The 25,684-nt window shown below is 63.7% G+C and carries 24 protein-coding genes; 12 read left to right on the top strand and 12 right to left on the bottom strand.

The window, feature by feature from the left end; translation table 11 throughout:
* Positions 1 to 142: 142 nt before the first annotated feature.
* The 3 genes from BTN82_RS06220 to BTN82_RS06210 form a co-directional block, all read right to left on the bottom strand.
* Positions 143 to 472 carry an amidase gene (locus tag BTN82_RS06220; protein ID WP_075118285.1) on the bottom strand — a complete coding sequence of 110 codons (330 nt, stop codon included), beginning with the start codon at positions 470 to 472 and terminating at the stop codon, positions 143 to 145.
* Positions 469 to 1,566 (bottom strand): serine hydrolase domain-containing protein, encoded by a 1,098-nt coding sequence (locus tag BTN82_RS06215; RefSeq protein WP_075118284.1) that lies wholly within the window; start codon positions 1,564 to 1,566, stop codon positions 469 to 471. The genes BTN82_RS06220 and BTN82_RS06215 overlap by 4 nt, the downstream gene beginning before the upstream one ends.
* A gap of 172 nt (positions 1,567 to 1,738) precedes the next feature.
* A complete protein-coding gene (locus BTN82_RS06210; RefSeq protein WP_075118283.1) occupies positions 1,739 to 2,614 on the bottom strand; it encodes an acyl-CoA dehydrogenase family protein in 876 nt (291 codons plus the stop codon).
* Between the two features lie 140 nt (positions 2,615 to 2,754).
* On the opposite strand from BTN82_RS06210, the gene olsB reads away from it, so the two are divergent.
* Positions 2,755 to 3,510: an L-ornithine N(alpha)-acyltransferase gene (gene olsB, locus BTN82_RS06205; RefSeq protein ID WP_075118282.1), complete on the top strand. Its 756-nt coding sequence runs from the start codon at positions 2,755 to 2,757 to the stop codon at positions 3,508 to 3,510.
* On the top strand, positions 3,510 to 4,304 hold the full coding sequence (locus tag BTN82_RS06200) for a lysophospholipid acyltransferase family protein (protein ID WP_075118281.1): 795 nt from the start codon (positions 3,510 to 3,512) through the stop codon (positions 4,302 to 4,304). Before olsB ends, BTN82_RS06200 begins: the two co-directional genes overlap by 1 nt.
* Positions 4,305 to 4,421: 117 nt before the next feature.
* Here the strand turns inward: BTN82_RS06200 and BTN82_RS06195 are convergent, their stop codons facing one another.
* A complete protein-coding gene (locus tag BTN82_RS06195; protein ID WP_075118280.1) occupies positions 4,422 to 5,003 on the bottom strand; it encodes an ACP phosphodiesterase in 582 nt (193 codons plus the stop codon).
* Between the two features lie 153 nt (positions 5,004 to 5,156).
* Here BTN82_RS06195 and BTN82_RS06190 point away from each other — a divergent pair, with 153 nt between their 5' ends.
* Genes BTN82_RS06190 through BTN82_RS06180 form a run of 3 tightly spaced genes read left to right on the top strand, consistent with a single transcriptional unit; the run spans position 5,157 to position 7,729 of the window.
* A complete protein-coding gene (locus tag BTN82_RS06190; RefSeq protein ID WP_075118279.1) occupies positions 5,157 to 5,471 on the top strand; it encodes an ArsR/SmtB family transcription factor in 315 nt (104 codons plus the stop codon).
* Positions 5,472 to 5,484: 13 nt separating this feature from the next.
* Complete coding sequence (locus BTN82_RS06185; RefSeq protein WP_075118278.1) at positions 5,485 to 6,651, top strand: MFS transporter; 1,167 nt, start codon at positions 5,485 to 5,487, stop codon at positions 6,649 to 6,651.
* Between the two features lie 28 nt (positions 6,652 to 6,679).
* Complete coding sequence (locus tag BTN82_RS06180; RefSeq protein WP_075118277.1) at positions 6,680 to 7,729, top strand: alkene reductase; 1,050 nt, start codon at positions 6,680 to 6,682, stop codon at positions 7,727 to 7,729.
* A 182-nt stretch (positions 7,730 to 7,911) separates the two neighbouring features.
* Here BTN82_RS06180 and BTN82_RS06175 read toward each other — a convergent pair whose 3' ends face one another.
* From BTN82_RS06175 to emhR, 4 genes are all read right to left on the bottom strand, one after another.
* The gene (locus tag BTN82_RS06175) at positions 7,912 to 8,541 is read right to left on the bottom strand and encodes a CoA transferase subunit B (protein ID WP_075118276.1); all 630 of its coding nucleotides are present in this window, start codon (positions 8,539 to 8,541) and stop codon (positions 7,912 to 7,914) included.
* A 2-nt stretch (positions 8,542 to 8,543) separates the two neighbouring features.
* Positions 8,544 to 9,242 (bottom strand): CoA transferase subunit A, encoded by a 699-nt coding sequence (locus BTN82_RS06170; RefSeq protein ID WP_075118275.1) that lies wholly within the window; start codon positions 9,240 to 9,242, stop codon positions 8,544 to 8,546.
* A gap of 162 nt (positions 9,243 to 9,404) precedes the next feature.
* A complete protein-coding gene (locus BTN82_RS06165; protein ID WP_075118274.1) occupies positions 9,405 to 10,292 on the bottom strand; it encodes a DMT family transporter in 888 nt (295 codons plus the stop codon).
* 163 nt (positions 10,293 to 10,455) lie between these two features.
* Positions 10,456 to 11,088, bottom strand: coding sequence for an efflux system transcriptional repressor EmhR (gene emhR, locus BTN82_RS06160; RefSeq protein ID WP_075118273.1), 633 nt, complete (start codon positions 11,086 to 11,088; stop codon positions 10,456 to 10,458).
* Between the two features lie 264 nt (positions 11,089 to 11,352).
* Here emhR and emhA point away from each other — a divergent pair, with 264 nt between their 5' ends.
* The 3 genes from emhA to BTN82_RS06145 are packed head-to-tail and all read left to right on the top strand — an operon-like array spanning position 11,353 to position 17,117.
* Complete coding sequence (gene emhA / locus BTN82_RS06155; RefSeq protein WP_075118272.1) at positions 11,353 to 12,510, top strand: efflux RND transporter periplasmic adaptor subunit EmhA; 1,158 nt, start codon at positions 11,353 to 11,355, stop codon at positions 12,508 to 12,510.
* A gap of 3 nt (positions 12,511 to 12,513) precedes the next feature.
* Entirely contained in the window at positions 12,514 to 15,660 is a 3,147-nt protein-coding gene (gene emhB, locus BTN82_RS06150) for an efflux RND transporter permease subunit EmhB (protein ID WP_075118271.1), read from the top strand.
* On the top strand, positions 15,657 to 17,117 hold the full coding sequence (locus tag BTN82_RS06145; RefSeq protein WP_075118270.1) for an AdeC/AdeK/OprM family multidrug efflux complex outer membrane factor: 1,461 nt from the start codon (positions 15,657 to 15,659) through the stop codon (positions 17,115 to 17,117). Before emhB ends, BTN82_RS06145 begins: the two co-directional genes overlap by 4 nt.
* 71 nt (positions 17,118 to 17,188) lie before the next feature.
* Here the strand turns inward: BTN82_RS06145 and BTN82_RS06140 are convergent, their stop codons facing one another.
* The 4 genes from BTN82_RS06140 to BTN82_RS06125 form a co-directional block, all read right to left on the bottom strand.
* The gene (locus BTN82_RS06140; protein ID WP_075118269.1) at positions 17,189 to 19,114 is read right to left on the bottom strand and encodes a DUF692 family multinuclear iron-containing protein; all 1,926 of its coding nucleotides are present in this window, start codon (positions 19,112 to 19,114) and stop codon (positions 17,189 to 17,191) included.
* Between the two features lie 15 nt (positions 19,115 to 19,129).
* Positions 19,130 to 19,933, bottom strand: a complete 804-nt coding sequence (locus BTN82_RS06135; protein ID WP_261792936.1) for an aKG-HExxH-type peptide beta-hydroxylase — start codon at positions 19,931 to 19,933, stop codon at positions 19,130 to 19,132.
* A gap of 341 nt (positions 19,934 to 20,274) precedes the next feature.
* Positions 20,275 to 20,751 (bottom strand): GNAT family N-acetyltransferase, encoded by a 477-nt coding sequence (locus tag BTN82_RS06130; RefSeq protein WP_075118267.1) that lies wholly within the window; start codon positions 20,749 to 20,751, stop codon positions 20,275 to 20,277.
* A 101-nt stretch (positions 20,752 to 20,852) separates the two neighbouring features.
* A complete protein-coding gene (locus BTN82_RS06125) occupies positions 20,853 to 21,113 on the bottom strand; it encodes an Os1348 family RiPP precursor (protein WP_075118266.1) in 261 nt (86 codons plus the stop codon).
* A 576-nt stretch (positions 21,114 to 21,689) separates the two neighbouring features.
* Here BTN82_RS06125 and BTN82_RS06120 point away from each other — a divergent pair.
* The 4 genes from BTN82_RS06120 to BTN82_RS06105 all read left to right on the top strand — a co-directional run bounded on the left by BTN82_RS06120 (position 21,690) and on the right by BTN82_RS06105 (position 25,669).
* A complete protein-coding gene (locus tag BTN82_RS06120; RefSeq protein ID WP_075118265.1) occupies positions 21,690 to 22,955 on the top strand; it encodes an OprD family porin in 1,266 nt (421 codons plus the stop codon).
* A 275-nt stretch (positions 22,956 to 23,230) separates the two neighbouring features.
* On the top strand, positions 23,231 to 24,421 hold the full coding sequence (locus BTN82_RS06115; RefSeq protein WP_075118264.1) for an NAD(P)/FAD-dependent oxidoreductase: 1,191 nt from the start codon (positions 23,231 to 23,233) through the stop codon (positions 24,419 to 24,421).
* A gap of 26 nt (positions 24,422 to 24,447) precedes the next feature.
* The gene (locus BTN82_RS06110; protein WP_075118263.1) at positions 24,448 to 24,828 is read left to right on the top strand and encodes a DUF1641 domain-containing protein; all 381 of its coding nucleotides are present in this window, start codon (positions 24,448 to 24,450) and stop codon (positions 24,826 to 24,828) included.
* A gap of 16 nt (positions 24,829 to 24,844) precedes the next feature.
* Positions 24,845 to 25,669, top strand: a complete 825-nt coding sequence (locus tag BTN82_RS06105; protein ID WP_075118262.1) for a methyltransferase domain-containing protein — start codon at positions 24,845 to 24,847, stop codon at positions 25,667 to 25,669.
* Positions 25,670 to 25,684: the final 15 nt, after the last annotated feature.

Below are 25,684 nucleotides of genomic sequence, written 5' to 3'. Positions count from 1 at the left end.
CGCGGCGTGCCCTCAGATAACCGCGAGCCGTCGCCTGCGACAATCGAATGTGGTTCCGCAGGGTGGAACCTTGTGCCCAAACCCCATGGCCACGGTCATTGCCGCCCCCGGCAAAGGGTTACCGATGTTTACGTGCGACCGTTCAGGGCTCCAGCCGGCAGCCCTGGCGCTCGCCGATCCAGGCAGCGCTGTGGCTGCGGCCCAGGCCGCTGGCGCTGACCCGCTGGCGTTCGACGTCGTCGTGCAAACGATCCAGCGGCAGGTACTGCCGAACATAACCTTCGCAGTAGTCGGCAGCGTTGTGCATCACGTACCGGCAGGAGCAGTACTCCTTGGCGCTGTAGGCACTGAGGATGTCAGGGAAGGCGCGCAGGGCCACGCGCTCGTGCCAGGCCCAGCCGAGCAGGCCCAGCAGCGCCAGCAACAGCAGGCTGGCGAAGGGATGGCGCAGTAGCCACGGACGCCGGCTCATGGTTGCACCGGCCGGGCGAAGGCCGCCAGGGCGAGCTTGAGCAGTTCGTTGTGGCGATAGCTGCCGTCGCGGTCGTCGGCGTAACGCACGATCACCAGCCCGGCGCTGGGAATGACGTACAACGCCTGCCCCCAGTGGCCCAGCGCGGCAAAGGTATCGGCCGGCGCGTCGGGCCAGGGCGAAGTGCCCCCGGCGACGGCGCGATTGAGCCACCAATGCCCGCCGGGCAGCGCTTCGTCCTGGTTGGCCCGATAACCGGCGAACGGCGTGCGATTGAATTCGACCCAGTCCCGGGGCACCAGCTGGCGCTCGCCCCAGCGCCCGTCGCGCAGCATCAACAGGCCGATCCGCGCCAGATCCCGGGCGGTGAGGTAGGCGTAGGACGAGCCGACAAAGGTGCCCGTGGCATCGCTTTCCCACACGGCGTTGCCAATACCCAGGGGCTCGAACAGCGCCTGCCAGGGATAGTCGGCGTAACGCTCGGGCCCGAGCATGCCTTTGAGGGCCGCCGAGAGCAGGTTGGTGTCACCGCTGGAATAACGGAACGCCTGGCCTGGCGCGCTGAAGGCCGGGTGCCCGGCGGCAAATGCCGCCATATCGCCATGGCCACGGGTGTAGAGCATGGCCACCACCGAGGACTTCAACGGCGCGTACTCATAGTCTTCCTGCCAGTCCAGGCCGGAGGCCCAGTGCAGCAGGTCGACCAGGCGGATGTCCGGGTGCTGGCGCATCGCAGGAAGGAAGCTGGCGACCTTGTCCGGCAATTGAAAGCGCCCTTCGCCGTAGGCCACGCCCAGTACCGTGGCCAGCAGGCTTTTGCTGGCGGACCAGATCAGGTGTGGGGTGTCGGCAGTGGTCGGGCCGGCGTAGCGCTCGTAGATCAATTGGCCGTCGCGGATCACCAGCAAGGCGTCGCTGCGGATACCCAGGCGAGTCTCGTCGTTGCGCGGCGCGAAGGCGTAGGCCTGCAATGCGTCGAGGGCCGGGCCGCTGGCTGCCGGGCCCTGGCTCCATTGGGCGCCCGGCCAGTTTTCGGCCCAGGCCGGGGGCAGCATGAACAGCAGCGCGAGCAGCAGGGTCGAGCCTTTGGGCATGGCGGGAACTCGGCAGGGGAACCTGCTGAGGGTAGACCAGGGAAATGACAGTTTTTAGCAGCCAGCGGCCCTGCGGGCCTATCGCGAGCAAGCTCGCTCCTACAAGGTCCGTACAATTCCCTGTAGGAGCGAGCTGGCTCGCGATGGCCGCCAAGCGGCCCCGCCCCTCCTTTTATATAGCCAGCGCCTTGGCCAGGCGCTTGGCCCGCGCGCCCGCCGCCAGGTCCAGCACCGCCCGATCGCGCGTCCACAAGGCGGCCCACTGCGGCGGACCCTCGGCGAAAGCTTGTTCGATGGCGGGCTTGAGCCCGTCGAACTGAGCGAACAACCCGCCCAGCAACACATGCCCGCTGCCCAGCGAAGGGTTCTGCCGGCCGACTTCCGCGCAACCGGCGAGCAGGGCCAGCAATTGCAGGAGCAGGGCCTGGGGCCAATCGTTGTCCTGGCCGACGCCGTACAGCCAGGCCGTCATGGCACTGAGCACATAGATATCTTCCAGGGTGCGGAAGGGTTTGACGTAGGCATCCCAGCCATCGCCCGCCAGCAGTTCGCACTGGGCGTTGTCCAGCAGCAGGCGACCGTGGCTGATGTCCGGCATCAAGGGGATCGCCGGCAGTTTTTCCACCCTGACCCCGGGTTCGCCGGCGTAGACCAGCGCCAGGCTCAGGCGCGGCGACTCGCCCGCCGCCTCGCACCGCGCGCCGACCAGCAGCCAGTCGGCGGCGTCGCCGGCGGTGACGAAGTCCTTGCGCCCGCTCAGGTGCAGGTTGTCCAGGCGGGTCTGCATGTCGGCCGGGCGCAGGCTGCGCTGCTCGGTGACGCACAGCGCGCCCAGGCTCGGCGGCGCACTGGGCCAGAGCATGCGCAGCGCCGCCTGGTAACCCACCAGGAAAGCCAGCCCCGGGGTGGCCATCAGACGAGCGCCGCGCACCGCCAGTTCGAAGGGCGCGACCGGCCCCAATTCTTCCAGCAACGCGGCAAAACCTTCGGCCAGGTCCGGGTCGGCGGGCAGTCGGCGACGGCTGTGCAGCAGGGCTTGCCAGGGCATAAGCGGGTCCTCAGGGGCTGTCATATAAGCATCACCAAAGCTTCATGGCGATGACACCGGGGCTACATAGCCTGACTTTGCACAACAAAGTCGATCGGCTGCAACCCAAGGCGGGTCAGTGGCCCGCACGGAGATTCACAATGACTCAGATCGCCCGCATCAGCGACACCGGCAATGAACGCCGCCTGCAAGCCGAGCGCCTGGTTGGCGCCGCGGCCCTGCAAGAAGCCCAGGCCCTGCGCTTCAACGTCTTCAGCGGCGAGTTCAACGCCAAGCTGAAGGGCGCGGAACTGGGTCTGGACATGGATGACTATGATGTCCACTGCAGCCACATCGGCGTGCGCGACTTGAACAGCGGCCGCCTGGTCGCCACCACCCGCCTGCTCGACCACCAGGCCGCCAGCAGCCTGGGGCGTTTCTACAGCGAAGAAGAATTCAGCCTGCACGGCCTGGTCCAGCTCAAGGGCCCGATCCTGGAAATCGGCCGCACCTGCGTCGACCCGGCCTACCGCAACGGCGGCACCATCGCCGTGCTCTGGGGCGAACTGGCCGAAGTGCTCAACCAGGGCGGCTACAGCTACCTGATGGGCTGCGCCAGCATTCCGATGCAGGACGGCGGCGTCCAGGCCCAGGCGATCATGCAGCGCCTGCGCGAACGCTACCTGTGCACCGAACACCTGCGCGCCGAACCGAAGAACCCGCTGCCGAACCTCGACATTCCGTCCAATGTCATCGCCGAAATGCCGCCGCTGCTCAAGGCCTACATGCGCCTGGGCGCGAAGATCTGCGGCGAGCCGTGCTGGGACGAGGACTTCCAGGTCGCCGACGTGTTCATCCTGCTCAAGCGCGACGAGCTGTGCCCGCGCTACGCCCGCCACTTCAAGGCGGCCGTGTGATGCGCCGGCTACGGGTCTACGGGCGTATCGCCCGGGTGCTGGTGGTGGTGGCGCTGGGGCTGGGCATGGCCAGTGTGTTCGGCGTGTTCGAGCGCCTGGGCATCGCCAACTCCATGGTCCGGCGCCAACGCTGGTCGCGCTTTTTCATGGCACGCCTGAGCAATGCCCTGCCCTTCGCGGTGACGGTGCACGGCGAGCTGCCGAAACAACCGATGCTGTGGGTCAGCAACCACGTGTCCTGGACCGACATCCCGCTGCTCGGCGCGCTGACGCCGCTGTCGTTCCTGTCCAAGGCCGAAGTGCGTACCTGGCCGGTCGCCGGCTGGCTGGCCGCCAAGGCCGGCAGCTTGTTTATCCGCCGCGGCTCGGGCGACAGCCAGTTGATCCGCAAGCAGATGACCCGCCATTTGCAGCAGACCCACCCGCTGCTGATGTTCCCCGAAGGCACCACCACCGACGGGCGCAGCCTGCGCACCTTCCACGGGCGCTTGCTGGCCAGCGCCATCGAGGCCGACGTGGCCTTGCAGCCGGTGGCCATTCGTTACTTGCGTGGTGGCGATATCGATCCGCTGGCGCCGTTCATTGGCGACGACGACCTGCTGACGCACCTGATGCGCCTGTTCGCCAACGATCAGGGCCGGGTGGAGATCCATCTGCTCAAGCCGATCGCCTGCCAGGGCCAGGAACGCGCCGCGCTGGCGTTCCAGGCGCAACAAGCGGTGCAGAAGGTGTTGTTTGGCGATATCGTCCAGCCCGCCGAACCGCGCCGTGCCGGCGAGCTGATCGCCGCCTGAACCCTGTACCGCCTGCTCCTATTGGTAGGAGCGAGCTTGCACGCGATAGCCGCAAAGCGGCGCGTCAACGATCACACCGCGTTATCGTTGAAGATTTTTTCGCCAGCAAGCTAGCTCCTACAAGGTATGGATATGTTGCGCGGCGAACGCCTGCAACTGTGGGTAGAACGCCCGGAAATCCTCGCTCAGCGGCTGGTACAGCCGCTCCAGTTCGCCCATTGCTGCCGCCAGTTCTTCCGGGCGCGACAGGCGCCGGGCAATCCCCCGCAACACTTGCTCCAGCACTTCGAACTCACGGTAGGAACCCAGCCAGTCGTGGGCCGCCATGTGCGGCGCGATCTGCGCCAGGCGCTCCGGCAACCGGGGCTCGGCCGCCAGCACCCGGTACACGTCCGACGTGAACGACGCCAGCGGCCGGTCGGCGTACAGCGCCCAGTCCCGGGCCAGGCAATGGTCGAAAAACACGTCCAGGACGATGCCGGCATAACGGCGGCGGGTCAGGGAAAACCGCGACAGCGACTCACCCACCAGCGGGTGGCGGTCAGTGAAGATATCGATGCTGCGGTGCAGTTGGATCGCCGCCTCGATCTCGGGGGCGAACTGGCCCTGCAGGCGCCCTTTGACGAAGTCGCCGTACAGACTGCCAAGTAATTGACCGGGGCGCTGGCCGCCAAGGTGCAGATGTGCGAGATAATTCATCCGCGCAGCTTAGCACTGCGACACACATATCGTTATAACCCGATATACCGATTCGCGCTGATCTCAGATCAAAATCATATTGGTATATCGCGAAATACCGATTTAAAGTTCGCCTCATCGCGATATAACGTTCTACGGAATCCGAGCACTGCCATGACCATCGACCTCGACGAAATAATAAAAGCCCTGGCGCACCCAGTACGGCGAGACATCCTTACCTGGCTCAAGGACCCCAAGGTCCAGTTTCCCGATCAGACCCACAACCATGAGTACGGCATCTGCGCCGGACAGATCGACCAGCGTTGCGGCCTGTCGCAGTCGACCGTGTCGGCGCACCTCGCGACCTTGCAGCGAGCAGGCCTGATCAGCAGCCAGAAAGCCGGCCAATGGCATTTTTTCAAACGTAACGAAGACGTGATCCAGGCCTTCCTCGAAGCGCTGATCAGCGAACTTCGCCTCAAAGACTGACAAGGACCCGACAATGCCCCTCCCGCTTCTCATCCTGGCCTTGAGTGCCTTCGCCATCGGCACCACCGAGTTCGTCATCATGGGCTTGCTGCCCGATGTGGCGAGCGACCTCGGTGTGTCGATTCCTGGCGCCGGCTGGCTGGTGACCGGCTACGCCCTGGGCGTGGCCATCGGCGCGCCCTTCATGGCCCTGGCTACCGCCAAGCTGCCGCGCAAGGCCGCCCTGGTAGCGTTGATGGGGGTGTTCATCGTCGGCAACCTGCTGTGTGCGCTGGCCAGTGACTACAACGTGCTGATGTTCGCCCGTGTGGTCACCGCCCTGTGCCATGGCGCCTTCTTTGGTATCGGTTCGGTGGTCGCCGCAGGCCTGGTGCCCGCCAACAAGCGGGCTTCCGCCGTGGCCCTGATGTTCACCGGCCTGACCCTGGCCAATGTCCTCGGCGTACCGCTGGGTACCGCGCTGGGCCAGGAAGCCGGCTGGCGCTCGACCTTCTGGGCGGTGACAGTGATCGGCGTGATCGCCCTCGCCGGCCTGATCCGCTTCCTGCCGGCCAAGCACGACGAAGAGATGCTCGACCTGCGCTCGGAACTGGCCGCCCTCAAGGGCGCCGGGATCTGGCTGTCGCTGAGCATGACCGTGCTGTTCGCCGCCTCGGTGTTCACCCTGTTCACCTATGTCGCGCCGCTGCTGGGGGATGTCACCGGGGTTTCGCCCAAGGGCGTGACCTGGACCCTGATGCTGATCGGCCTGGGCCTGACCCTGGGCAACATCATCGGCGGCAAGCTGGCGGACAAGCGCCTGGGCGCCACGCTGATCGGCGTGTTCATTGCCATGGCCGTGGTCTCGACCGTGCTGAGCTGGACCAGCGTGGCGCTGATCCCCAGCGAGATCACCCTGTTCCTCTGGGCCACCGCCTGCTTCGCCGCGGTGCCGGCCCTGCAAGTGAACGTGGTGACCTTCGGCAAGGCCGCGCCCAACCTGGTGTCCACGCTGAACATCGGCGCCTTCAACATCGGCAACGCCCTGGGCGCCTGGGTTGGCGGCAGCGTCATCGCCCACGGCTACGGCCTGACCAGCGTACCGCTGGCGGCTGCCGCGCTGGCGGTCCTGGCCCTGCTGGTCACGCTGATTACCTTTCGCCAGGGCGGCAATGCCGAACTGGCTCCTGCGACCCACTGATACGTTCATCTAGAGAAGGGTGTATTTCATGACGACTATTTTCGATCCAATCAAACTCGGCGACCTCGAGCTGGCCAACCGCATCATCATGGCCCCGCTGACCCGCTGCCGTGCCGACGAAGGCCGCGTGCCGAACTCGCTGATGGCCGAGTACTACGTACAACGCGCCTCCGCCGGCCTGATCCTCAGCGAAGCCACCTCGGTGACCCCGATAGGCGTCGGCTACCCGGACACCCCGGGCATCTGGTCCAACGACCAGGTGCGTGGCTGGAGCAACGTGACCAAGGCCATTCACGGCGCGGGCGGCAAGATCTTCCTGCAACTGTGGCACGTCGGGCGGATTTCCCACCCAAGCTACCTGGACGGCGAAGCGCCGGTGGCACCGAGCGCCATCCAGCCCAAGGGCCACGTCAGCCTGGTGCGCCCGCTGGCCGACTTCCCGACCCCGCGCGCCCTGGAAACCGCTGAGATCGCCGATATCGTCGACGCCTACCGCACTGGCGCCGAGAACGCCAAGGCCGCCGGCTTCGACGGCGTGGAAATCCACGGCGCCAACGGCTACCTGCTGGATCAGTTCCTGCAAAGCAGCACCAACCAGCGCACCGACCAATATGGCGGTTCCCTGGAGAACCGCGCGCGACTGATGCTGGAAGTGACGGATGCCGCGATCGACGTCTGGGGCCCCGGCCGTGTGGGCGTGCACTTGTCGCCACGTGCCGACCTGCACGACATGGGTGACGAGAACCTCTCGGAAACCTTCACCTACCTCGCTCGCGAACTGGGCAAACGCGGTATCGCCTTTATCTGCTCCCGCGAAAAAGAAGGCGCCGACAGCCTCGGCCCACAATTGAAAGAAGCCTTCGGCGGCCCGTACATCGCCAACGAACGCTTCACCAAGGACAGCGCCAACGCCTGGCTGGCCAGCGGCAAGGCTGATGCCGTGGCCTTCGGCGTGCCCTTCATCGCCAACCCGGACCTGCCGGCCCGCCTGAAGGCCGACGCGCCGCTGAACGACGCGCGCCCCGAGCTGTTCTACGCCAAGGGCCCGGTCGGCTATATCGACTACCCGACGCTGTAACACGCGTCAATAAAAAAGCCCCGGACTCGCAAGAGCCGGGGCTTTTTGCTGCGTCCCGCCTTTGTTGCAGGAGCGAGCTTGCTCGCGATGGCGGTCAACGATAACGCCGTGTGCCTGAAGCCATGCGCGGTCCTTGAGTTCAATCGCGAGCAAGCTCGCTCCTACAGAAAAGCAGAAGCAGGTCAGCGGGCGATTGGGCTGCCGGTGGCGTTTTGCAGATCCTCGAAACTGACTCCCGCGGCCAACTCGACCAGCTTGAAGCCCTGCTCGCCCACGTCCAATACCGCCAGGTCGGTGATGATCCGGTCCACCACGCCAACGCCGGTCAGCGGCAGGTCGCACTGTTCCAGAAGCTTGTGCGCGCCGCCCTTGGCCGTGTGCTCCATCAACACCACCACCCGCTTCACCCCCGCCACCAGGTCCATGGCCCCGCCCATGCCCTTGACCATCTTGCCGGGGATCATCCAGTTGGCCAGGTCGCCCTGCCTCGACACCTGCATGGCGCCGAGGATCGACAGGTTGATGTGGCCGCCGCGGATCATGGCAAAGGAATCGGCGCTGTTGAAAAAACTGCTGCCGGGCAAGGTGGTGATGGTCTGTTTGCCGGCGTTGATCAGGTCCGGGTTGACCTCGCTATCCAGCGGGAACGGGCCGATGCCGAGCAGGCCGTTTTCGCTCTGCAACCAGACGTCCATCCCTGCGGGAATGTAGTTGGCCACCAGGGTCGGCAGGCCTATGCCCAGGTTGACGTAAAAACCGTCCTGCAATTCCCGGGCGGCGCGCTGCGCCATTTCTTCACGAGTCCAGGCCATGGTCAGGCACTCCGTACGGTGCGTTGTTCGATGCGTTTTTCCGGGGTGGCGTTGAGCACCAGGCGCTGCACATAAATGCCCGGCAAGTGGATCTGGTCGGCGTCCAGCGCACCGGTCTCGACTATCTCCTCCACTTCCACCACGCAGACCTTGGCCGCCATCGCCGCCAGCGGGTTGAAGTTGCGGGCGGTCTTGCTGAACAGCAGGTTGCCGGACATGTCGGCTCTCCAGGCCTTGACCAGGGCGACGTCGGCGCGCAAGGAACGCTCCATCACGTACCACTCGCCATCGAACTCGCGGGTCTCTTTGCCTTCGGCGACCAGGGTGCCGTAGCCGGTGCGAGTGAAAAACGCCGGGATACCAGCGCCGCCGGCCCGCAGCTTCTCGGCCAGGGTGCCCTGCGGGGTGAACTCCAGCTCCAGTTCGCCGGCCAGGTACTGACGCTCGAACTCCTTGTTCTCGCCGACATAGGAAGAAATCATCTTGCGGATCTGCCGGGTGCTCAGCAATTGCCCCAGGCCAAAGCCGTCGACGCCGGCGTTGTTGCTGATCACCGTCAGTTCGCGTTTGCCGCTGTCGCGCAGGGCCGCGATCAGCGCCTCGGGAATACCGCACAGGCCAAAGCCGCCGACCGCCAGGGTCATGCCGTCCTCGACCAGGCCTTGCAACGCGGATTCGGCACTCGAGTAAATCTTGTTCACGGGCTGCTCCTCGAATTCAGCACGACGCGCGCCGTTGCCGGCGCGGCCGGGTTGCCCGGGGCGAACGTGCGAATCGGACGTCCCCGCCCGGGAGAGATGGCTTCGTCATCGGCCGAAGCGTGAATCGAGTGTAGGAGATGGCGCCGGCTTCGGCGCTGGCAATCAGCGGCGCGAGTGCTGGCCCCAGGCCACTGCCAGACCGCTGAGGCAGATCACCGCGATCCCGAAAATCCCGATGTTGTCCGGGGTGTGATCGAAGATCAGGTAGCCGTACAGGCCGGCGAAGAGGATTTGCCCGTAGCTGAAGGGCGCCAGCATCGCCGGCGCGGCATGACGGAAGGCCTGGGTCAGCAGCAGGTGGCCGAGCATGCCGCAGGTGCCGAGGCCGATCATGAACAGGCCGTGCCACAGGCTCGGCGTGCTCCAGAAAAACGGCAATGCCGCGCTCATGATCAGGCTATTGAGAATACCGGTGAGAAAGTTGCTGGTGGTGGGGCTGTCGATACCACTGAGCTTGCGGGTGAGCACTTGATAAAAGCCGAAACACAATGCCGAACACAGCGGCAGCAGGATGGTCGGGGTGAACAAGGCCCCGCCCGGACGGACCACGATCAACACCCCGACGAACCCGGCCAGCACCGCCAGCCATTGGCTGCGGCTCACCCGCTCGCCCAGCAACCGCACGGACAGCGCAGTGACCAGCAAGGGCGCGAGGAAGTTGACCGCGGTGGCCTCAGCCAGCGGGATATAACGCAGGCCGGTGGTGAAAAACAGGCTGGTGCCGATCAGGCACAGGGCGCGCAGCAATTGCAGGCCCGGCCGCTTGGTACGCACCACCGCGGAAAAGCCGCTGCGCGGCACGAACACCACCAGCATCAGCAACGTGTGCACCACATACCGGGCCCAGACCACCATGACGATGGGGTAGAACCCGGACAGGTACTTGGACAGGGCGTCGTGGCTGGCAAAGAGCAAAACCGCCAGGCAAATCAACGCGATACCTTTTACAGGTTGCTCGGTACCCTTGTAAGCCGCGGTACTTGCACTCATTCACACACCCGCAACAATTTCCCTACAAAATACGTAGCTCGCTATCTATCAAGATAAAGTCGCCACGTATATAAAGGCACCCCTGCGTCGCAGTCAGATATGAAACCTCGAGCTTTATAACGCGCAAACGTTGACATCCGTCGAGGTAATTCCGCATTTTGTCTCAATTACGCAGGCTGGGACTCAAACGCAGCATGTCCAGACCGGTATCGATCCAGCGCTCCGCTTCCTTATGGAGTTCGAAACTGTCCGGTGCCAGAAGCCACTGGTAAAGAATGCCGTCAATATAAGCGTGGATACTGATGGCCGCCCGGGCAGTGTCGAGACTCTCGGGCAACTGACCGCGCTTCACAGCGTTGCGCAACGCCAGCTCGATATGCACGTTGCAATCCAGGCTGGCCGCGCGACGCTGGCGCCGCAAGTCGCACATTTCATCGGTGAACTCGCACTTGTGAAATAAAATCTCATTAATGCGTCGGGTTTTCGGGTCCAGGGCAATTTGATGGAACAAATGAATCAGCAGCTTGCGCATGCATCCCAGCGGATCGGCTTCCTCTTCGCTCTCGCTCGCCTTGGCCATTTCATCCAGCGGCTCGCGCAAGGTATCGAGCATGGCCTGCACCAGGTCCGCCTTGTTGCTGAAATGCCAGTAGATCGCGCCGCGCGTCACCCCGGCCAACGCCGCGATATCCGCCAGGGTAGTACGCGCGACACCGCGCTCGTAGAAGGCTTTTTCGGCCGCTTCGAGTATCTGTTTTCGGGTTTCTTGAGCTTCTTCTTTGGTACGACGGACCATGGCAGTAAACCTCGATCAGGATGTTTCAGCGATGCGTGAAGCTCATCTGAACAAATATGGAACGGCATCTCGGGTGCCGTTTACCCAGCCTACAATTCAACCTTTGCAACGGCTTTTGTAACCGAATGGGTACGCCGCCAAGGTATTTACAAACAACCATGAACGTAAGTATATTCCTTAGCAAGCTACTTATCCACTCAGCGCCTGTTTTTTACCCTTCCACTTTTCGAGTGCGCGTTTTGCGTGCCTGACCCGAGGATCTTCATGCAACTCAAGCCAGCTGTTACCGCTCTGGTCACTGCCGTCGCCCTGGCATCGCTGCTCAGCGGATGTAAAAAGGAAGAGGCGGCCCCTGCCCCGCAAGCCCCTCAGGTCGGCGTAGTCACCCTACAACCTCAAGCCTTTACCCTGACGTCCGAGCTTCCAGGGCGCACCACTGCGTTCCGGATCGCCGAAGTCCGTCCTCAGGTCAACGGCATCATTCTCAAGCGCCTGTTCAAGGAAGGCGGCGACGTCAAGGAAGGTCAGCAGCTCTATCAGATCGATCCGTCGGTCTATGAGTCGACCCTCAAGAGCGCCCAGGCCAACCTGCAATCGACCAAGTCGATCTCCGATCGCTACAAGCAACTGGTCGACGAACAGGCCGTGAGCCGCCAGGAATACGACACCGCCGTCGCCAACCGCCTGCAATCGGAAGCCTCGTTGCAGAGCGCCCAGATCGATCTGCGCTACACCAAGGTGCTGGCGCCGATCTCCGGGCGCATCGGCCGTTCCTCGGTCACCGAGGGCGCGCTGGTCAGCAACGGCCAAGCCACTGCCATGGCGACGATCCAGCAACTCGATCCGATCTACGTCGACGTCACCCAGTCCTCGGTCGAACTGCTGGAACTGCGCCGCGAGCTGGAAAGCGGCCGCTTGCAGAAGGCCGGCGAAAACGCCGCCAAGGTCAAGCTGACCCTGGAAGACGGTAGCCAGTACAAGCTCGAGGGCAAGCTGGAGTTCTCCGAAGTGTCGGTCGACGAAACCACCGGTTCCGTGACCCTGCGCGCGGTGTTCCCGAACCCGGAACACAACCTGCTGCCAGGCATGTTTGTGCACGCGCAACTGCAGGCCGGCGTGAACGCCGCGGCGATTCTCGCCCCGCAGCAAGGCGTGACCCGCGACCTCAAGGGCACACCGACCGCGCTGGTCGTCGGCCCGGACAACAAGGTCGAACTGCGCCAGCTCAAGGCCAGCCGCACCGTCGGCAGCCAATGGCTGGTCGAGGACGGCCTCAAGGCCGGCGATCGCCTGATCACCGAAGGGCTGCAATTCGTCCGGCCTGGCGTCGAGGTCAAGGCCAGCGAAGCGACCAACGTTTCAGCGAAAAACCCGGCCCCTGCGCAGGCGACTGACAAAGCCGCAGGCGGCAAAGGGGAGTAAACCATGTCGAAATTTTTTATCGACCGTCCGATTTTCGCCTGGGTAATTGCCCTGGTGATCATGCTGGTCGGGGCTCTATCGATCCTCAAACTGCCGATCAACCAGTACCCGAGCATCGCGCCTCCGGCGATCGCCATCTCCGTGACCTACCCAGGCGCTTCCGCACAGACCGTGCAGGACACCGTGGTCCAGGTCATCGAGCAGCAGCTCAACGGTATCGACAACCTGCGTTATGTGTCCTCGGAAAGTAACTCCGACGGTAGCATGACCATTACCGCGACCTTCGAGCAGGGCACCAACTCGGACACCGCGCAGGTCCAGGTACAGAACAAACTGAACCTGGCCACCCCGCTGCTGCCGCAAGAAGTGCAGCAACAGGGTATCCGCGTGACCAAGGCGGTGAAGAACTTCCTGCTGGTGATCGGCGTGGTTTCCGAGGACGGCAGCATGTCCAAGGACGACCTGTCGAACTACATCGTGTCGAACATGCAGGACCCGATCTCGCGGACCGCGGGTGTCGGTGACTTCCAGGTGTTCGGTGCCCAGTACGCCATGCGGATCTGGCTCGACCCGGCCAAGCTGAACAACTTCAACCTGACTCCGGTCGACGTGAAGACCGCCGTGGCGGCGCAGAACGTCCAGGTTTCGTCCGGCCAACTCGGTGGCTTGCCAGCCCTGGCAGGGCAGCAACTGAACGCCACCATCATCGGCAAGACCCGCCTGCAGACTGCCGAGCAGTTCAAGGAGATCCTGCTGAAGGTCAATTCGGACGGCTCGCAAGTGCGTCTGAAGGATGTCGCGGACGTGGCCCTGGGGGGTGAAAACTACTCCGTCAGCGCCCAGTTCAACGGTGCCCCGGCCTCCGGTCTCGCCGTGAAACTGGCCAACGGCGCCAACGCCCTGGACACCGCCAAGGCCCTGCGCAAGACCATTAGCGACCTGGAACCGTTCTTCCCGGAAGGGATGAAAGTGGTGTTCCCGTACGACACCACCCCAGTGGTGACCGAATCGATCAAGGGTGTGGTTGAAACCTTGGTCGAGGCCATCGTGCTGGTGTTCCTGGTGATGTTCCTGTTCCTGCAGAACTTCCGCGCCACCGTCATCACTACCATGACCGTTCCGGTGGTGTTGCTGGGTACCTTCGGGATCCTCGCGGCCGCCGGTTTCAGCATCAACACCCTGACCATGTTCGGCATGGTACTGGCCATCGGCTTGCTGGTGGACGACGCCATCGTCGTGGTGGAAAACGTCGAGCGGGTCATGGCCGAGGAAGGCCTGTCACCCAAGGAAGCCACCAAGAAGTCCATGGGCCAGATCCAGGGCGCCCTGGTCGGTATCGCCCTGGTACTGTCGGCGGTACTGCTGCCGATGGCGTTCTTCAGCGGCTCCACCGGCGTGATCTACAAGCAGTTCTCGATCACCGTGGTCTCGGCCATGGCCCTGTCGGTACTGGTTGCCCTGATCTTCACCCCGGCCCTGTGCGCCACCATGCTCAAGGCCATTCCCCATGGCGAGCACGCTGCGCCGAAAAAAGGTTTCTTCGGCTGGTTCAACCGCACCTTCGACCGCAGCGTGAAAAGCTACGAGCGCGGCGTGGGCAACATCCTGCGGCACAAGGCACCTTACCTGCTGGCTTACCTGCTGATCGTGGTCGGCATGATCTGGCTGTTTGCCCGCATCCCGACCGCGTTCCTCCCGGAAGAAGACCAGGGTGTACTGTTCGCCCAGGTGCAGACCCCGGCCGGCTCCAGCGCCGAGCGGACCCAGGTGGTGATCGATGAAATGCGTTCCTACCTACTGGACAAGGAAAAGGACACCGTCGCCTCGGTCTTTACCGTGAACGGTTTCAACTTCGCCGGTCGCGGCCAGAGCTCGGGCATGGCGTTCATCATGCTCAAGCCCTGGGACGAGCGCTCCGCCGAGAACAACGTGTTCAACCTGGCGGCCCGCGCCCAGCAGCACTTCTTCAGTTTCCGCGATGCCATGGTGTTCGCCTTTGCTCCTCCAGCGGTACTGGAGCTGGGTAACGCCACCGGTTTCGACGTGTTCCTGCAGGACCGCGCCGGTATCGGCCATGAGAAGCTGATGGAAGCCCGCAACCAGTTCCTCGGCATGGCGGCACAGAGCAAGATCCTGTCCCAGGTGCGTCCGAACGGCCTGAACGACGAACCGCAGTACCAGCTGGAAATCGACGACGAGAAAGCCAGCGCCCTGGGCGTGACCATCTCCGACATCAACAACACCCTGTCGATTGCCCTGGGCAGTAGCTACGTCAACGACTTCATCGACCGCGGTCGGGTGAAGAAGGTGTACATCCAGGGCCAACCCGGCGCTCGCATGAGCCCCGAAGACCTGAAGAAGTGGTACGTGCGCAACAGCGCCGGGACCATGGTGCCGTTCTCCTCCTTCGCCAAGGGCACATGGGTCTACGGTTCGCCGAAGCTGGCCCGTTACAACGGCGTGGAAGCGGTGGAAGTCCTCGGTGCTCCAGCCCCTGGCTACAGTACCGGCGAAGCCATGGCCGAAGTCGAAGCCATTGCCGCGAAGCTGCCGGCCGGCGTCGGTATCTCCTGGACCGGCCTGTCCTACGAGGAGCGTCTGTCGGGCTCGCAAGCGCCTGCGCTGTACGCCTTGTCGCTGCTGATGGTGTTCCTGTGCCTGGCGGCCCTGTATGAAAGCTGGTCGATTCCGATCGCCGTCATGCTCGTGGTGCCGCTGGGGATCATCGGTGCGCTGCTGGCGACCAGCCTGCGCGGTCTGTCCAACGACGTGTACTTCCAGGTGGGGCTGTTGGTGACCATCGGTCTGGCGGCGAAAAACGCCATTCTGATCGTCGAGTTCGCCAAGGAACTGCACGAAGAGGGCCGCAGCCTGATCGACGCGGCGATCGAAGCCTGCCGCATGCGCCTGCGTCCGATCATCATGACCTCCCTGGCCTTCGTGCTCGGCGTGGTACCGCTGGCGATCTCCACCGGCGCAGGCTCGGGCAGCCAGCACGCGATCGGTACCGGGGTGATTGGCGGTATGCTCACCGCCACCATCCTGGCGATATTCTGGGTCCCGTTGTTCTTCGTCACCGTGTCCTCGATGGGCCGCCGCAAGATCGACGAGCCAGACACCACTGAAACTCCTAAAGAGGCTGGCCAATGAGCAAGTCGCTACTCTCCCTCGCAATCACCGCCGCCGTGCTGAGTGGTTGCTCGCTGATACCCGATTATCAGCAGCCTGAAGCGCCGGTCGCGGCGCAATACCCGCAAGGGCCGGCCTATTCGCCTGCGGAGGCTGCCAACCAGGCAGCCGCCGAACAGGGCTGGCGCCAGTTCTTCCATGACCCGGCGCTGCAGCAGCTGATCCAGACCGCGCTGGTGAACAACCGCGACCTGCGGGTCGCGGCGCTGAACATCGACGCCTATGCCGCGCAGTACCAGATCCAGCGCGCGGACCTGTTCCCGGCGATTTCGGCCAACGGCAGCGGCAGCCGCCAGCGGGTTCCGGCCCGCGCGTCGGGCACCGGCGAATCGACCATCACCAGCCAGTACTCGGCAACCCTGGGTATCAGCTCCTATGAGTTGGACCTGTTCGGTCGCGTTCGCAGCTTGAGCGAGCAGGCCTTGCAGACCTACTTCTCCAGCGAAGAAGCCCGCCGCAGCACGCAGATCAGCCTGGTGGCCAGCGTGGCCAACGCCTACATGACCTGGCAGGCCGACAAGGAACTGCTGAAGCTGACCCAGGAGACCCTGGGCGCCTACGAGGAGAGCTACCGGCTCACCGCGCGCAGCAACGAAGTCGGCGTGGCCTCGGCCCTGGACCTGAGCCAGTCGCGGACCTCGGTGGAAAACGCCCGGGTCCAGCTGGCGCGTTATACCCGTGCAGTGGCCCAGGACGAGAACAGCCTGACCCTGCTACTGGGTACCGCGATTCCGGCCAACCTGCCGGGCGCCCAGCCGTTGTCGGCCGACCTGCTCAGCGAGTTGCCGGCCGGCCTGCCGTCGGAGCTGCTGCAACGCCGTCCGGACATCCTCGCCGCCGAGCACAACCTGAAAGCCGCCAACGCCAATATCGGCGCGGCACGCGCAGCGTTCTTCCCGAGCATCAGCCTGACCGCCAATGCCGGGACCCTGAGCCCGGATGTCGGCGGCCTGTTCAAGGGCGGCTCGGGCACCTGGTCGTTCGCGCCGCAGATCAACATCCCGATCTTCAACGCCGGCAGCCTGCGCGCCAGCCTGGATTACTCGAAAATCCAGAAAGACATCAACGTCGCGCAGTACGAAAAGTCCATCCAGACCGCCTTCCAGGAAGTCTCCGATGGCCTGGCCGCACGCCAGACCTACAACCAGCAGTTGCAGGCCCAGCGTGACTTCGTCAACGCCAACCAGGACTACTACCGTCTGGCCGAGCGTCGCTACCGCATCGGGGTCGACAGCAACCTGACCTTCCTCGACGCCCAGCGTCAGTTGTTCAGCGCGCAGCAAGCGTTGATCACCGACCGGCTTTCGCAGCTGACCAGCGAGGTCAACCTGTACAAGGCACTGGGCGGCGGCTGGAACGAACAGACCGCGAAGAACGAGCCGGTGCCCGAACAAGCGCCGAAACTGCGTCTGTTCTGATCCGCGCTCCGCGCTTGAAAAAACCCGCCTGATGGCGGGTTTTTTTTATGCCTGGCGCACGGGCTATCCCCTCAATAGCCCGCGCCATTGAGCAGAAACACCGGCTCCTGCAAGTAGTCCAGGCCCAACCGGGTTTCGAAGGTTTCGTCGCGCAGGGCCGCCGTGGTACAGCACTTGAGGCCCAGCGCGGTGGCCACCAGGGAGAAGCTCTGGCTCAGGTGCCCGCTGTCCATCAGGGCCACCCGCAATGCCCGGCTGAACTCGTACTTCCAGGCCATGCGCTCCAGCCGCGCGGTGGACAGGAACACCACCGCCGCCTGGTCGATCCAGGGCTGGCCGCCGCAGGCCTCGTTGATCCACTGCCGCGGATCTTCCCGCGACAACAGTTCCAGGCCGTGGCGCCGCACTGAATAGTGATACAGGCCGTTGTCCAGGCCCTGCACATTCATCAGCAGCGGGTAGACCTCGGTGACATGCAACGAGCCGCCGGCCGGCGAGGTCTTGTGCAGGAAGAAATCGCCCATGCGGTTCTGCTCCATGACCGTCGCGCCCCAGGTGTAATACAGCAGCACCGACAGCTGTTGCGCGCTCAACGGCCGTGCCTCGAACGCGCGCGAGGTGCTGCGCTGGATCAACGTGTCGAGCAGGGCCGGCCGCTCCATCAGCCCGGCCGACGCCAGCAGCGGGTTGTCGAGGGCGAAGAACGGATGGGAAAAGTAATCCTTGAAGGCCGAAGGCTGGCGCCGCTGCACGGTCTTGTCCGTCAACTGCTGCTCCAGGTCGAGCACGCTGACGTAGGGCGTATCCGCCGCGGTCCGGGTCCCCAGGTAAAAATCCAGGGCGGCGTCCCAGTGCGTCCAGGGCGATTGGCCAGGCCCCTCGGCCTGGGTTCGAGCGTCGCCAGGCACCAGCACGCCCAGTTCGAGCAATTGTTGCAAGAACGCCAGGCGGCCCTCCTCTTCCAGCACGCCCGGCAGCAACAGGGCGCTATCAAGGCTCTGCGGTCGCAGAAAGTGTTGCAACAGCCCCAGGTTGTCCGCGGCGAACGCCTGGTCGATCCCCAACTGCCGGTCCCGAACGCGGAACGACTCGGCGGCGAAGCTGAGCCAGACACTGTCCCGCAGCGTCAGCGGCGTCCCGGCCGTGACAGGCGCCGCGGGCTCGTCCGGCGCCGGGCAGCCTTGCCAGAACAACGTTTGCGGGCGCAGCGCCTTGATCGCCCCGACCAGCCGCGCCAGGGCTTCGTCGTCGTCCGGGTTGCCGATGTCCCATTCGAGGGTCACCGCCTTCAGCGGCGAGCAGGCAAACAGCTGCCGCAGCATCTCCCAATCCCGCAGCGGATCGGCGATATGCACTTCGATCAACCGGTCCAGCGGTAGCGACCCCAGGTAGTCGTGCAGGTCGTAGCCCAGGGTCCGGGCAGTGGCGATCGCGCTGTCGAGGTCGAGCAGAAACCCGGCCTCGCTGCGCTGCACGATGCTGGAAATGAACGCGCCTTCCGCCCCGCCCCGGTTGTCGTCCAGCGCCAGCAGGCGCGGCGCGTTCTCCAGCACCAGCGGCGTGCCGGTGTAGTCCCGCAGCGCCAGGGCATTGGCCACCACGGTGTCGGCCACCTCCTCGGCCAGGGTCGGCAGGATGAAGTGCTGGGTGTCGCCGCCATGAAAGCGCGACCAGGAAATATGCTCCGCCAGCCAGGGCGAGCCGGTCTTGTCGCACAGGCGGCGAGTCATGCGCAGAAACTCGGGGTCCATCTCGATGCCGACGCTGCCCAGGGACAAACTGGAAGAATGCAGCAACACCGGCGTATGCCCGCTCAGCTCCAGCAGGCCCGGCTGGAGGATGCAATGGGTGGGCTGGAATTCGAGATAGTCGAAAAACGGCAGGCCCTCGCCGAGAATCCGCTCCAGGGTCGGATCGCCCTCAGCGGATCGCCGCGGCAGGTGGTATTCCAGGCCGACGCCGGCCTGGGCAAAACGCGAAGAGTCGAACCGGTCCATGTCCGCCTCCCAGGCTCAAGCCGTCATGCCCAGCACCGGCCCCGCCGCCGGCTCGCCGTCGCCCAGCAGCGCGGCATGCCGCAAGGCCAGGTCCTGCACTTCGCGCATCAGGTTTTCCAGCAGCTCGCGGCCCTGGGGAGTGAAATCCGGACTGGCGGCGAAATCCGGCAACGCCCTGACCAGGCCCCGCAGGATAAACCCCAGGCGCTCCCGGGCAGCCTGCAGCTCCCGGGGCGGGCGCGACTTCACCCGCTCCAGGTACTTGACCAGGGCGACGTACACGTAGAAGGCATGGAAGTAACCGTACAGGTCGCGTTGCTGCCCCGACCACGGCAAGGTGAACAGGGTTTCCCGCGAGGCTTGGGGATCGACCACCGGGCAGACCTCGACAATGTTGTACAGCAACTGATGGATGGCCTCGTGGACCAGGGACTCTTCCATGTCCAGGATCGAATTGTCCCGACTGGACAGCAGAATGACCCCCGTATAGCGGGACGCGGAGCAACTGCGAAAAGCGCCGTCGGGCAGATAGCAGACCGCCTTGACCAGCACCTGCCACTGCCGATGGCATTCGGGCCAGGTGTGCTGGATCCGCAGCAGGGCGATCTGCATCACGTCGCGGAAAAACGCCGTGGAATAACCTCCCCGCTCCAGTTGCTTCCTCAGGTGTTCATCCTGGGGAAACTCGTAACTGGGCGGCGTGACCTGGGCGATCAAAGGGTCGGCATCGAAACGATAGACCGGCGGACTCTCGTCCCGGGCAACATCGATACGCTTGAGCACGTCGCAGAACTCGAGCAACTTTCCTTGCAACGGCAAAGTATCGCTATTCTTCCCGGTCAATACCAAGTTGGTTTCACAAAAGGTCAATATCGACCAGATCTGAAATACCGGATGATTGATAATCAGCCGTTGTTCGGCCGCGGGCATTAGAACAACAGCCAATGCCTGTTCAAAGAACCCCGCCACTTGTTCATGAGCGGAGAAGAGTTGAAACAACTCCGTATAAAGCGCGACAAACATCGTGTATCGGTTGCGTTCAACTTGCGCTAACAAACGTTCGAAGCGTTCCGGCTCGGTATCGGGCAGGAAAGTGCTGCCATGAAACAGATCGTCGACCTGTTGATTGGAATTGGACATGTCCATTTTTCAAGCTTCCCTCAAGATCGCGGCAGGTCCTTGCTCATCGTCAGGCTGGCGATGCCGTAACCCAGTCGCTCGTAAAGGCTGCGCGCCGCCCGGTTATGGCCGAAGACATGCAGGCGCATCTCCTCGCAGCCGGCTTCGCGGGCCTTGTCCTCAATGGCCAGCAGCGTCTGCCGGGCATAGCCCTGCCGTCGCCGCGCGGGTTCGATATAGATATCCAGGATAAACGCCACGCGCCTGTCGCCCACCCGGCGCTCGGCCAGCCATAATTCGCCGACCCGTTCGCCATCGCTGGCGACCCGCCAGAACTGATTGTTCTCGCTCAAGCGGCCCTGGGGCAGCAGTTGCGCCCAGACTTCCCCGGCCTTGGCCGCGGCCTGCGACGCCACCCACTCGCCAGCGGCCACCATGCCCTCGGCGTATTCGGCCAGGGCCCTTGCGGCAAACAGGGAGAAATCGTCGGGTTCCATGGCAGTCAGGATCACGGACATGAAGCAGCACTCCGGACGGGGTAAATGGGCGTGGTCTGGGTCCCGGAGCCCTGAGGCGCGCCGCTCCCTGCGGAGGCGGCACGCCAAAGGGCAGTGGCGAATCAATCCATTCGCGCTTGTTGCTGCTGCTGGGTATCGAATATCGCGGCGACGCCAATCTTGTCCCGAATGGCAGAAGCCGCGGTGGTCAGTTTTGCCGTATCGATGGTTTTGACTGCGGTCAACTCGGTGGCGCTCAAGTGCACACCGATGCCTTTGGCCGCAGCCTCCGGATCCTTATGCAGTTGCGCGGCAAACTCCTTGTCCAGAAGTGCACGACCTACCACCGACGCGAGACGTTCCTGATTTACCCGAGTAGTCATGATGTATCTCCATTTATTGTTTCGGCACGATATGAAACATGGCTCCTGACGAAACTTCCAAACTTCTCCTTACTCGCCCTGAGGAATTTTAATATAGCAAGACGGGTTTCCTTTGCCAGTTACCACATAGCTTTCCCTTAAACCATTTCACGATAATCGCTAATACGCTTTATCAAGCATGACCAGCGATTACTTATATACCGTTCGATACTATCCGAGCGATGGACAATCACTTACAACCAAAGCGTTACTTACTTGATACCAATAACGAATCAATGAGATGCCGCCAGGAATACTGCCCATGCCTTGCCTGGCGCCGAACATTCGAGGATTGCCGCACGTTTGTGTTCGATGATCGCCCAGAACCCCCTTGCTGCAATTGAATCGCCCGCGGGATCGCCTGCACCATGCCCCCGCACCTACAAAAACCAATAACAACAGGTTCGTCGTCATGACCCCACGCCCTGCCCGCTCCGGCTGATACCGCCCCTTTTCGCCCTCCCGGTTTCAACCTTGTCTGCAACTTGAGTTGCGGCAGCGCCCTGCCTCATCCCTAACAATTAGAGAGACCGATCCATGCAGCCATCCACTCGCACTCCACACTCCCTGTTGCCTGGCCTGCTGGCCGCCAGCATCGCCGGCACGGCGCTGCCGGTCATGGCCCAGGAGTCCGGCTTTCTCGAAGATGCCAAGGCCAACCTGAACCTGCGCAACTTCTACATCAATCGCAACTTCACCAACCCGGGCAAGGCCCAGGGCAAAGCTGAAGAATGGACCCAGAGCTTTATCCTCGACGCCAAGTCCGGCTTCACCCAGGGCACCGTCGGCGTCGGCATGGACGTGCTGGGGCTGTACTCGCTGAAACTCGACGGCGGCAAAGGCACCGGCGGCAGCCAGTTGCTACCGCTGGATCACGACGGGCGCCCGGCCGACAACTTCGGCCGCCTGGGCGTGGCGTTCAAGGCCCGCGTATCGCAAACAGAGGTGAAGGTCGGCGAATGGATGCCGGTGCTGCCGATCCTGCGCTCGGACGACGGCCGCTCCCTGCCCCAGACCTTCCGCGGCGGCCAGATCACCTCCAGGGAAATCGCCGGCCTGACCCTCTACGGCGGCCAGTTCCGCGCCAACAGCCCGCGCGACGACAGCAGCATGAGCGACATGTCGATGACCGGCAAAGCGGCCTTCACCTCCGATCGCTTCAACTTCCAGGGCGGTGAGTACAGCTTCAACGACAAGCGCACCCAGGTCGGCGTGTGGAACGCCCAGCTCAAGGACATCTACAGCCAGCAATACCTCAACCTGATCCACAGCCAGCCGCTGGGCGACTGGACCCTGGGCGCCAACATCGGCTTCTTCTACGGCAAGGACGACGGCAGCGCCCGCGCCGGCGACCTGGACAACAAGACCTGGTCGGGCCTGTTCTCCGCCAGGTACGGCGGCCACACCTTCTACGTCGGCGTGCAGAAACTCACCGGCGACAGCGCCTGGATGCGCGTCAACGGCACCAGCGGCGGCACCCTGGCCAACGACAGCTACAACGCCAGCTACGACAACGCCCAGGAGCGCTCCTGGCAACTGCGCCACGACTACAACTTCGTCGCGCTCGGCATTCCCGGCCTGACCCTGATGAACCGCTATATCAAGGGCGACAACGTGCACACCGGCACCGTCACCGACGGCAAGGAATGGGGACGCGAGAGCGAACTGGCCTACACCGTGCAGAGCGGCACGTTCAAGGATCTGAACTTCAAATGGCGCAACTCGACGATGCGCCGCGACTTCAGCACCAACGAGTTCGACGAGAACCGCCTGATCGTCAGCTACCCGATCAGCCTGCTGTAGTTTCTGCAAGAGCGAAGCTTGCCCGCGACTCGCTGGTGAATCCACAGGCGGCCTGCGGCCTGGATCGCGAGCAAGCTTCGCTCCTGCAAGGGAAAAGTAGCCATCTCCAGGCCGCTTGTCGGGACCTATGGCGCTTTGAATATACCCGTATAGAGTGGGAGGACATTTACTCAGGCACTGGCCGATTTATCTGAGGAAAATCTCTACCCCCGTCCACTTCCGTTATCCGAGCGATGCAGTACGTGAAGCCGACCCGACCAGGGAGGGTCCGCGTAGTGAGCAAGCATATTGTGATTGTCGGCGGCGGCGTGGGCGGCACCATGCTCGCCAACCAACTGGCCGGCAAACTGTATCCCGAGATCCTGCGCGACGAGGTGCGGATCAGCCTGCTGTCCAACTCGCCGGACCACTTCTACAAGCCCGCCTTCATGTACGTGGCGTTCAACCTGTTCTTCGAGGAAGAACTCAAACGCCCGGAACGTTCGCTGCTGCGTCCGGAAATCACCTTTGCCGTCGACGAGGTCACACGCTTCGATTTCGCCCGCCAGGAACTGCGCACCCGCAGCGGCAAACGCCTGGGTTATGACTTCCTGGTGATCGCCACCGGTTGCCTGCCGGCGCCGGAACGCATCGAAGGGCTCAAGGAAGCCGGCGATCATTTCTATCAGTACCTGCCGGCACGCCGGCTGGCGCAACGCTTGAGCCGCATCGAAAAGGGCCGGATCTTCATCACCGTGTCCTTCCCGCAAACCCCCAACGTGCCTCACCAGTGCGGCATCGCCCCGGTGGAAACCACCCTGATGCTGGACGACTTCCTGCGCCGCCGCGGGGTCCGCGACAAGGTCGAGATCGTCTACACCTACCCCACCACCGCCCAGCTGCTGCGCAACTGCCTGTTCCTGCAACGCCCTACCGGCGAGATCCTGCCCGGCCTCTTCGAACAGAAGAACATCCGCTTTCAGCGCGGCTTCACCCTGAGCAGGGTCGACCCGGACCAACGCATCGCCTACTCCGAGGAAGGTGACGCACAGCCCTTCGACATCCTGATGGCCACCCCACCGATCCGCGCCGTGGACGCGGTGCTGGAATCCGGTGTGTCCCAGGCACCAAACCAGGAAGGCTGGCTGCCGACCCATCACGAAACGCTGCAAGTCTATGGCCTCGAGGGCGTCTACGTGATCGGCGACACGGTCGACCTGCCCATCAGCAAGGCTGGCGGTGCCTGCCACAACCAGGCGCCGGTGATCGCCAACAATATTGCCGCCGAGATCCGCCTGGGCGCGCCCAACGCCGTGTACGACGGACGCGTCCAGGCGGTGGCGCAAATGGGCCTCAATGCCGGCATGCCGCTGTGGTACGACTACGCCCACGATGTCTTGCCTACCCCGCCGAACAAACTCGGCGGCCTGTTGCGTAACGGCTTCAATCGCGGCCTCTACTGGGCCGTAGCCCGCGGAATGCTTTGACCCTGCACAGGGAGGAGTGAATCGCCATGGATACTTCCGCTCAACGGCCAACCGGCCCGACTTCCGACAGCACCCGGCCCAACGCGGGCCTCGACGCCTTGCTGGAAAAACTGCAACCACTGCTCGACAGCGGCCGCCTCGACAACGTGGTCGACCTGCTGTCACTGCTCTCCGACCTGGTGGATCTGCTCGACCCGCCCATGGTCGAGAAACTCGCCCGGCTGTTCGAGGAAGGCACGGCCGCCACCTGGCACCTGGGCAACGCCCTGCGCCAGGCCAAGGCCGAAACCATGACGCACGCGCCGCCGAGCCTGCGCGACCTGCTGGCACTGCTACGCAACGCCGACACCCGACGCGGCGTGGCATTGGTCCTCAGAACCCTGAGTGTCATCGGACGACAATGCTGAATGAAAGGAATCCTGCATGAACATCAAGCCTCAGCCGACCACGGCCAGGACCGCCAGCACCCAATGGGATCCCCAGGCGTACCAGACATTCGCCCGTCTGCGAGAGCGGCCGGTGGTAGAACTGCTGGACCACGTCAGCCTGGAACACCCCGAGCGCATCTATGACCTGGGTTGCGGCACCGGCATCGCCACCCAATTGCTGGCCAAGCGCTGGCCCCAGGCCAACCTGACCGGCGTCGACAGCTCCGCGGAAATGCTCGGCGAGGCCACCTACCTGCCAATCAAGGCGCTCTGGCACCGCTGCGACCTGCTGCAATGGCGTGCCGAACAACCTGCCGATCTGTTGTTCGCCGCCGCGGTGCTGCACTTCATCGACGGCCACGAACAATTGCTGCCGCGCCTGCTGCGCCAGCTCAACCCCGGGGGTTGCCTGGCCACCCACATGCCCAACTGGCGCGACGCGCTGTGGTACCGGCTGATGCTTGAGAGCCTCGACCAGGCCGGGCCCGGCGGCGGCCCGCTGGGTACGCCGGAGCTGCGTCGGTTCATGGCCAGGCGCACGGTACTGTCACTGGACTGTTATTACCGGCTGCTGGCCCCGCTGACCCGGGAGCTGGACATCTGGGAAACCGAACACTTGCAAGTGGTCGAGGGCCAATCGCCGATTTTCGACTGGGTCAAGGTGTCAGCCCTGCGCCCGGTGCTGCTGGCGCTGAACGAGCAGGAGCGCCCGTGGTTCCTCGAACGCTACCTGGCCCGGGTGCGGCAGCACTACCCACCCGAGGAGGATGGCCGGACGCTGTTTCCGTTCAAGCGGATCTTCATTCTCGCCACTGTCTGAAACGCAGCGGCGCCG

Origin of the sequence: Pseudomonas chlororaphis (genome assembly GCF_001921865.1) — a bacterium.
GTDB classification, from domain to species: domain Bacteria; phylum Pseudomonadota; class Gammaproteobacteria; order Pseudomonadales; family Pseudomonadaceae; genus Aquipseudomonas; species Aquipseudomonas chlororaphis_D.
This window is presented reverse-complemented; position numbering and strand designations above follow the sequence as displayed.

Excerpts from the sequence above, each read along its gene's own strand:
- BTN82_RS06195 (WP_075118280.1), bottom strand. The coding sequence starts at position 5,003 with ATGAATTATCTCGCACATCTGCACCTTGGCGGCCAGCGCCCCGGTCAA.
- BTN82_RS06125 (WP_075118266.1), bottom strand. The coding sequence starts at position 21,113 with ATGACTACTCGGGTAAATCAGGAACGTCTCGCGTCGGTGGTAGGTCGT.
- BTN82_RS06185 (WP_075118278.1), top strand. The coding sequence starts at position 5,485 with ATGCCCCTCCCGCTTCTCATCCTGGCCTTGAGTGCCTTCGCCATCGGC.
- BTN82_RS06130 (WP_075118267.1), bottom strand. The coding sequence starts at position 20,751 with ATGTCCGTGATCCTGACTGCCATGGAACCCGACGATTTCTCCCTGTTT.
- BTN82_RS06120 (WP_075118265.1), top strand. The coding sequence starts at position 21,690 with ATGCAGCCATCCACTCGCACTCCACACTCCCTGTTGCCTGGCCTGCTG.
- BTN82_RS06200 (WP_075118281.1), top strand. The coding sequence starts at position 3,510 with ATGCGCCGGCTACGGGTCTACGGGCGTATCGCCCGGGTGCTGGTGGTG.
- emhR (WP_075118273.1), bottom strand. The coding sequence starts at position 11,088 with ATGGTCCGTCGTACCAAAGAAGAAGCTCAAGAAACCCGAAAACAGATA.
- BTN82_RS06145 (WP_075118270.1), top strand. The coding sequence starts at position 15,657 with ATGAGCAAGTCGCTACTCTCCCTCGCAATCACCGCCGCCGTGCTGAGT.
- BTN82_RS06175 (WP_075118276.1), bottom strand. The coding sequence starts at position 8,541 with ATGGCCTGGACTCGTGAAGAAATGGCGCAGCGCGCCGCCCGGGAATTG.
- BTN82_RS06180 (WP_075118277.1), top strand. The coding sequence starts at position 6,680 with ATGACGACTATTTTCGATCCAATCAAACTCGGCGACCTCGAGCTGGCC.
- BTN82_RS06190 (WP_075118279.1), top strand. The coding sequence starts at position 5,157 with ATGACCATCGACCTCGACGAAATAATAAAAGCCCTGGCGCACCCAGTA.
- emhA (WP_075118272.1), top strand. The coding sequence starts at position 11,353 with ATGCAACTCAAGCCAGCTGTTACCGCTCTGGTCACTGCCGTCGCCCTG.
- BTN82_RS06105 (WP_075118262.1), top strand. The coding sequence starts at position 24,845 with ATGAACATCAAGCCTCAGCCGACCACGGCCAGGACCGCCAGCACCCAA.
- BTN82_RS06140 (WP_075118269.1), bottom strand. The coding sequence starts at position 19,114 with ATGGACCGGTTCGACTCTTCGCGTTTTGCCCAGGCCGGCGTCGGCCTG.
- BTN82_RS06165 (WP_075118274.1), bottom strand. The coding sequence starts at position 10,292 with ATGAGTGCAAGTACCGCGGCTTACAAGGGTACCGAGCAACCTGTAAAA.
- BTN82_RS06220 (WP_075118285.1), bottom strand. The coding sequence starts at position 472 with ATGAGCCGGCGTCCGTGGCTACTGCGCCATCCCTTCGCCAGCCTGCTG.
- BTN82_RS06215 (WP_075118284.1), bottom strand. The coding sequence starts at position 1,566 with ATGCCCAAAGGCTCGACCCTGCTGCTCGCGCTGCTGTTCATGCTGCCC.
- BTN82_RS06210 (WP_075118283.1), bottom strand. The coding sequence starts at position 2,614 with ATGCCCTGGCAAGCCCTGCTGCACAGCCGTCGCCGACTGCCCGCCGAC.
- olsB (WP_075118282.1), top strand. The coding sequence starts at position 2,755 with ATGACTCAGATCGCCCGCATCAGCGACACCGGCAATGAACGCCGCCTG.
- BTN82_RS06110 (WP_075118263.1), top strand. The coding sequence starts at position 24,448 with ATGGATACTTCCGCTCAACGGCCAACCGGCCCGACTTCCGACAGCACC.
- emhB (WP_075118271.1), top strand. The coding sequence starts at position 12,514 with ATGTCGAAATTTTTTATCGACCGTCCGATTTTCGCCTGGGTAATTGCC.